The 6,230-nt window shown below is 60.8% G+C and carries 5 protein-coding genes and 1 pseudogene; all 6 read left to right on the top strand.

Annotated features, from left to right (window positions below; all coding sequences use genetic code 11):
- Positions 1-693: aldehyde dehydrogenase family protein (locus EN932_RS26250; protein ID WP_128369163.1), on the top strand; the 693-nt coding region annotated here is incomplete at its 5' end.
- A 77-nt stretch (positions 694-770) separates the two neighbouring features.
- Positions 771-2,816, top strand: coding sequence for an FAD-dependent oxidoreductase (locus EN932_RS26245; RefSeq protein WP_128337891.1), 2,046 nt, complete (start codon positions 771-773; stop codon positions 2,814-2,816).
- Positions 2,817-2,825: 9 nt separating this feature from the next.
- Positions 2,826-4,151: an aminotransferase class III-fold pyridoxal phosphate-dependent enzyme gene (locus tag EN932_RS26240; protein WP_245476058.1), complete on the top strand. Its 1,326-nt coding sequence runs from the start codon at positions 2,826-2,828 to the stop codon at positions 4,149-4,151.
- A 38-nt stretch (positions 4,152-4,189) separates the two neighbouring features.
- Positions 4,190-4,576 (top strand): RidA family protein, encoded by a 387-nt coding sequence (locus EN932_RS26235; protein ID WP_127416074.1) that lies wholly within the window; start codon positions 4,190-4,192, stop codon positions 4,574-4,576.
- Positions 4,577-4,588: 12 nt separating this feature from the next.
- The gene (locus tag EN932_RS26230) at positions 4,589-5,464 is read left to right on the top strand and encodes a 3-keto-5-aminohexanoate cleavage protein (protein ID WP_128337890.1); all 876 of its coding nucleotides are present in this window, start codon (positions 4,589-4,591) and stop codon (positions 5,462-5,464) included.
- 44 nt (positions 5,465-5,508) lie between these two features.
- Positions 5,509-6,230, top strand: a pseudogene (locus tag EN932_RS26225) (hypothetical protein); the annotation flags it as partial.

Genomic DNA, 6,230 nt, shown 5'->3' with positions numbered 1-6,230 from the left:
GGCAAAACTCCACATATCGTGATGGCCGATTGTGGCAACCTCGACGAAGCCGCGACAGCGGCGGCCTATGGCATCTTCTTCAACCAGGGTGAAGTCTGTAACGCCGGTTCGCGCCTGCTGGTCGACGCCAAGATCAAGGACGTGTTTCTCGAGAAGGTGATTGCTGTCGGGAAAACGCTGACTGTTGGCGATCCCCTTGATGCAGCCACGAAGCTAGGCGCCATGGTCAGCCAGGTTCAAATGGATCGTGTGCTCGACTACATCGATATCGGCTCCAAGGAAGGGGCCGAGCTCAAGTCCGGCGGCAAGCAAGTGCTCAGCGAGACCGGCGGCTACTACATCGAGCCGACCGTCTTCGACAATGTCAGCAACAAGATGCGGATTGCGCAGGAGGAGATCTTCGGCCCCGTCCTCGCCACCATCTCCTTTTCCGGGGCGGAGGAGGCGGTCGCGCTCGCCAACGACACCATCTATGGCCTGGCCGCCGCGGTGTGGACCGACAACATCGACGTCGCGCTCTCCACAGCTCGCCGGCTGAGAGCGGGCTCTGTCTGGGTCAACAACTTCGATGAGAGCAACATTACAATGCCCTTTGGCGGCTACAAGCAGTCCGGCTTCGGACGGGACAAATCGCTGCATGCGATCGACAAATACACCGAGCTCAAGGCAACCTGGATCAAGATCCGCGCCTAGCGATCGTCCTGGCTTCAGCCACTGACCAAGCACGCCGTTCCTCGTTCTTCAAGGCGAGGGCACAGAAAGAGCCATGCATGCGCGATCCACGCTTCGATATCCTGTTCGAGCCGGTGCGGATCGGACCTGTTGTCGCTCGCAACCGATTCTACCAGGCACCTCACTGCAACGGCATGGGCAATTTGCGACCGCAAGCCCATGCCGCGATGCGCGGCATCAAGGCCGAGGGCGGGTGGGCGGTGGTCAACACCGAGCATTGCTCGGTTCATCCCTCTGGCGACCTCATGCCGGAGGTTCTGCAGATGCTGTGGGATGACGGAGACATTCCACCGCTCGCATTGATGGTGGAAGCGGTCCACGAGCACGGCTCGCTCGCCGGCGTGCAACTCGCCTATCCCGCCTACTACAACGCCAATCGCATGACCCGCGACGTGCCGCTCGGCCCGATGGACCGACCCGTCAGCGGACACCATCCGGTCCAGGTTCGCGCCATGGACAAGTCCGACATCAAGGCACTGCTGGGCTGGTGGAAGGCGGCGGCGCAGCGTGCGCGTAAGGCTGGCTTCGACATCCTCAATGTCGACGGCAATTTTTCCACCATCGCCTTCCAATTCATTTCGCCCCGCAATCAGCGCACCGACGAATATGGCGGCTCGCTGAAAAACCGGGTTCGCCTTCTGAAGGAATTGATCGAGGCGACGCGAGAGGGTGGCGGCGATGCCTGCGCGGTTAGCGTACGTCTGATCATCGATGAACTGTTTGGCCCCGAAGGACTTCGGGCAGCGGACGAAGGGATAGAGGCCATCAGCTTGCTCGCCGAACTGCCCGATCTATGGGATCTCGTGGTGGGGACTTGGGCTGACGATTCGCCGACCTCCCGCTTCGCATCGGAGAACGACCACGAGCCGTTCATGACCGGGATCAAGGGCGTCACCACCAAGCCGGTCGTCGGTGTCGGGCGCTTCACCTCGCCGGACACAATGGCAAGTCTGATCCGTCGCGGCGTGCTTGACATGATTGGCGCCGCGCGCCCCTCGATCGCGGATCCCTTCCTGCCGAAGAAGATCGAGGAGGGGCGCTACGAAGATATCCGCGAGTGCATCGGTTGCAACATCTGCGTGTCGAGCCACTTTGCCATGACGAACCTGCGCTGCACGCAAAACCCGACCATGGGCGAGGAATGGCGTCGCGGCTGGCATCCCGAGCGAATTTCCACCAAATCAAGCGATTCGAGCGTGCTCGTGGTCGGCGGTGGGCCGGCGGGCCTCGAATGCGCCCGGGCGCTCGGTCAGCGCGGATACCAGGTAACCTTGGCCGAGCGGCAGAGCCGTCTCGGTGGCCGCGTGACCCTTGAGGGCGAGCTGCCGGGCCTGCGTGAATGGCTGAGGGTCCGCGACTGGCGCGTCACTCAGCTCGATAAACTCTCGAATGTCGGGGTCTATCTCGAAAGCGATCTCGGATTGGCCGACGTCCTCGAGTTTGACGCCGATGAGGTCGTGCTCGCAACAGGATCGCAATGGCGCGCCGATGGCGTCGGACGCGCGGCGTTCAAGCCGCTTACATTGTCGGCCAGCGTGCCCGTGTTCACACCGGACGACATCATGGGCAGCAGTATCCCTTCGGGCCGAATTGTCGTCTATGACGACGACCACTATTACATGGGCGCCGTGATCGCTGAAAAACTGGCGCTAATGGGCAAAAATGTGACGCTGGTCACACCAGCAGCCGACATCTCCTCCTTCACGATCAACACGCTTGAAAACATTCGAACAGCAAAGCGTCTATATGAGCGCGGCGTCGGAATGGTTACGCACATGGCGCTCACCGGCACGCATGAAGGCCAGGCCCTCTTCATCGATGCGCGAACAGGCGCAACGAACCACCGAGAGACCGACGCCGTTGTCCTCGTCACAGCGCGGCTGCCTCGCAACGAACTCTATGCTGCGCTGACCAGGCGGCTCGAGGAGGGACAGGCGGGCCGGCTGCGCCGCGTCTCGCGCATTGGGGATTGCGAAGCGCCGGCTGCCATTTATGCCGCCGTCTATTCAGGACACCGCTTCGCGCAAGAATTCGAGACTGGCGACCCGACGCCGCGGCGCGAGCGGATCAACCTTGCCACGTAGAACCAAGTGATGAGCGACCTCATGTCAGCACCCGCGACACCAAATTCCGAAAAGCTCTATGCCCGTGCCCGCGAGGTCATGCCTGGCGGGAACACGCGTACGACCGTCTACCGCAAACCGCATCAAATCTATGCCTGGCGCGGCGATGGCTGCCGGATCACCGACGTCGATTGCCATGTCCGGATCGACGCATTGGGGAATTTCACCTCTCTGATCCATGGTTATGGGAACCGCCAAATCGTTGAGGCGGCTACACGGCAGCTCGAAGCCGGAACGTGTTTTGGCATGCCCACCGAGAGCGAGATCCGACTGTCGGAAATCCTGTGCGAACGTCTGCCGTCCGTCGAGCAGCTTCGTTACACCAATTCCGGCACTGAAGCGGTGATGAATGCGATCAAGGCCGCGCGCGCCTACACCGGCCGACCGAAGATTGCAAAATGCGAGGGCGCCTACCACGGGACCTACGATCCGGCCGAGACAAGCCAGGACGCCAGCCCCGCCACCTGGGGTGATATCGACAGGCCGGGATCAGTGCCGACCGCCAAGGGGACACCCCAGGGCGTGCTCGACGATGTCGTCGTCATTCCCTTCAACAACACGCCTGTAGCCGAGGCAATCCTTCGCGCCAGCGGCAACAGCCTCGCGGCCGTGCTCGTCGATGTCATGCCCAATCGCGCAGGGCTGGTGCCGGCAAAGCCCGAGTATCTGGCGATGCTGCGGAGGGTTACGCGCGAGCTCGGGGCGCTGCTGATCCTCGACGAGGTCATCACCTTTCGCCTTGGCTACAACGGTGCGCAGGGCCGTTTCGACATCGATCCGGATTTCACCACGCTCGGCAAGATTATCGGCGGCGGCTTTGCGATCGGCGCCATCGGCGGCCGTGCGGAAGTGATGTCGGTGTTTGATCCAAGCAAGGGCCAGCCCGCGGTGCCGCATGGCGGGACATTCAGTGCCAATCCCATGTCCATGTCGGCAGGGATAGCCGCTCTGGAGGAACTGACCCCCGCCGCATTCGAGAAGCTCGAGGCCCTCGGTGATCGCTTCGACCAGGGTATTCATACCTGTTTCGCCCGACACGGGATCAAGGGGCAGGTTACCGGACTGGGTTCGCTGCGGCGTGTGCACCTGACGGACGCTCCGTTGAGCGACTACCGATCCACATTTGCCGCGGCGGATGGTGCCGCGCGGGTTTCGGCCCTCGCCAAGGTGTTGTTCGACGAAGGCGTGATCATTGCAGGCAATGGGTTGATGGCGTTCTCCACCGCCATGGAAGATGCGGATATCGACGAGATAGTGGGGGCATTCGACCGGGCATTGCTGCCTTTCGCATCATGATCGCGGCAGGAAAATCCAGGACAGCCAAGGAGCGGCACATGAAAAGGGCCAGGGTCGACGTGAACAACAAGTGGGGCGCGGCTATCGGTTATTCCCGGGCCGTCCGTGCCGGAAGCATCATTGTCGTATCAGGCACCTCCGCCTCCGGACCCGATGGCGCACTTCACCCCGGTGACGCAGAACAACAAACCATCGTGGTTCTGGAGCGCATCGGCGCTGCCCTGCGCGAACTCGACGCCTCGATCGACGATGTCGTCGAGACGCGTATCTTCCTTCGCAACATGAACGATTGGGAAGCCGTCGGCAGAGCTCACGGCGCGATCTTCGGCGACATTCGACCGGCAACGACGATGGTCCAGGCGGGAGCGCTCATCGACGATGGCCTTCTCGTCGAGATCGCCGCCACTGCCATCCCCGCAAGCTGAGAGAGAAGCCTCATGTCGAAGGACACCATCATCACTTGCGCCGTGACCGGTAGCCTGACGAGGCCGGAAGACAACGCCAATCTGCCGGTGACGCCGGAACAAATCGCGGCCTCGGCGCTTGAGGCCGCCGATGCAGGCGCGGCGATTCTGCATCTTCACGTTCGCCATCCCGACGGTCGGCCGTCGATGGAACTCGATCATTACCGCGAACTCGTTCGTCTGATCCGCGCCAAGAATACGGAGGTGATCCTGAATATCACCACCGGACCTGGTGGCCGGTTCCAGCCTGGAGAAGAGGATCCCAAGATCGCTGGTCCCAGGACGAATTTCGTGACCGCCGAACGTCGCGTCGAGCACATCCGCGATCTACGGCCGGACATCTGCACCTTGGACCTCAATACGATGACTTTCGGCAGCGAGGTCGTCATCAACACTCCACCCAACGTCAAGAAGATGGCGGAGATCATCTACGACTGTGGGGTCCGGCCGGAGTTCGAGCTTTTCGATAGCGGAGACATCAATCTCCTCAACGACTTTCTCGCAAGCGGCGTGTTTCGCGGCCCTCCGCTCGTAAGTCTTGTGCTCGGCGTGAAATATGGCTTCGCGACGACGCCGGAGACCATGATGTTCGCCCGCAACATGCTGCCACGAGACGCCATCTGGACAGGTTTCGGCATCGGTCGCGCCGCTTATCCGATGCTGATGCAGTCCTACCTGCTCGGCGGCCATGTGCGGATCGGCATGGAGGACACGATCCGCATGTCGAAGACCGAGCTTGTGAAGAGCAATGCCGAACTCGTCGAGAAAGCGAAATGGCTCCTGGAAAGCCTCGGCGCCACTGTCGCGAGCCCAGCTTCAGCGCGATCCCAACTCGCTTTGAAGGCTTAGCAGCCCTGAAACGATGCCAATAACGGGAACAAGGAGGATCTAAAATGAGATCGAGATTTGCTTTTGTAGCACTTGGGATCGCGTCGTCGACCATTACCGTCACTGCTGGTGATCTAAAGGCGCCACCAATTGCGGTTCAAGATGTGAAATCTAGCGCAACGCTACAACTGCGCTCCAACGACGACTTCGTTTCCTCAAAGGATTCTGTCGCCGCAGTGAAGCCATTTAGCGGACATCTCGCTTTTGCCGAGGTAAGCATGGTGAGTAGCGACAAGCTTGCACCGGTAAATGGCAAGGACCTGCATGCATTTCCTGCTTTCGAAATCAGTTTCACGACCGTCGGAAGCACGCTCGTACCCTCTTCACAAGAAATCCTGGGGGACTTCAAGCCCACGGGAGCTGGGTCCTATTGGCAGATCTTGGTACAGCCCGGAAAAGTTTGGTCGGAGCCGAATGATCCGCCGGGCTGGACGCGCGCGTCGTTCCCACTTGCACTTATGAATCCCGTGGAAGGCGGCGAGAGCCATAACGGCGTCGCTTTATTTATGTACAAGGATGCGGATATCACGCCCTTGCATATTCAGATAACCACCGGAACGACGCCCTTCCAGGCAGGCGCGGTTTTCAAGGCAACAGCAACGTCTGTTTCGACGATGAAACCGATTTCGACAGAGGACGTCCACGCCATCGAAAAGGCCTTCAGCGTGCGAGAGGCCGGCCGTCTGCCGGTAAAATCCTGGGACAACCTGCCGGTCGGCCTAACCAC

Source organism: Mesorhizobium sp. M7A.F.Ca.US.002.01.1.1 (assembly GCF_004022955.1).
Classification (GTDB): Bacteria; Pseudomonadota; Alphaproteobacteria; order Rhizobiales; family Rhizobiaceae; genus Mesorhizobium; species Mesorhizobium ciceri.
The sequence above is the reverse complement of the archived record's forward strand: the minus strand, read 5'-3'. Positions and strand labels throughout refer to the sequence as shown.

Excerpts from the sequence above, each read along its gene's own strand:
- EN932_RS26230 (WP_128337890.1), top strand. The coding sequence starts at position 4,589 with ATGTCGAAGGACACCATCATCACTTGCGCCGTGACCGGTAGCCTGACG.
- EN932_RS26235 (WP_127416074.1), top strand. The coding sequence starts at position 4,190 with ATGAAAAGGGCCAGGGTCGACGTGAACAACAAGTGGGGCGCGGCTATC.
- EN932_RS26245 (WP_128337891.1), top strand. The coding sequence starts at position 771 with ATGCGCGATCCACGCTTCGATATCCTGTTCGAGCCGGTGCGGATCGGA.
- EN932_RS26240 (WP_245476058.1), top strand. The coding sequence starts at position 2,826 with ATGAGCGACCTCATGTCAGCACCCGCGACACCAAATTCCGAAAAGCTC.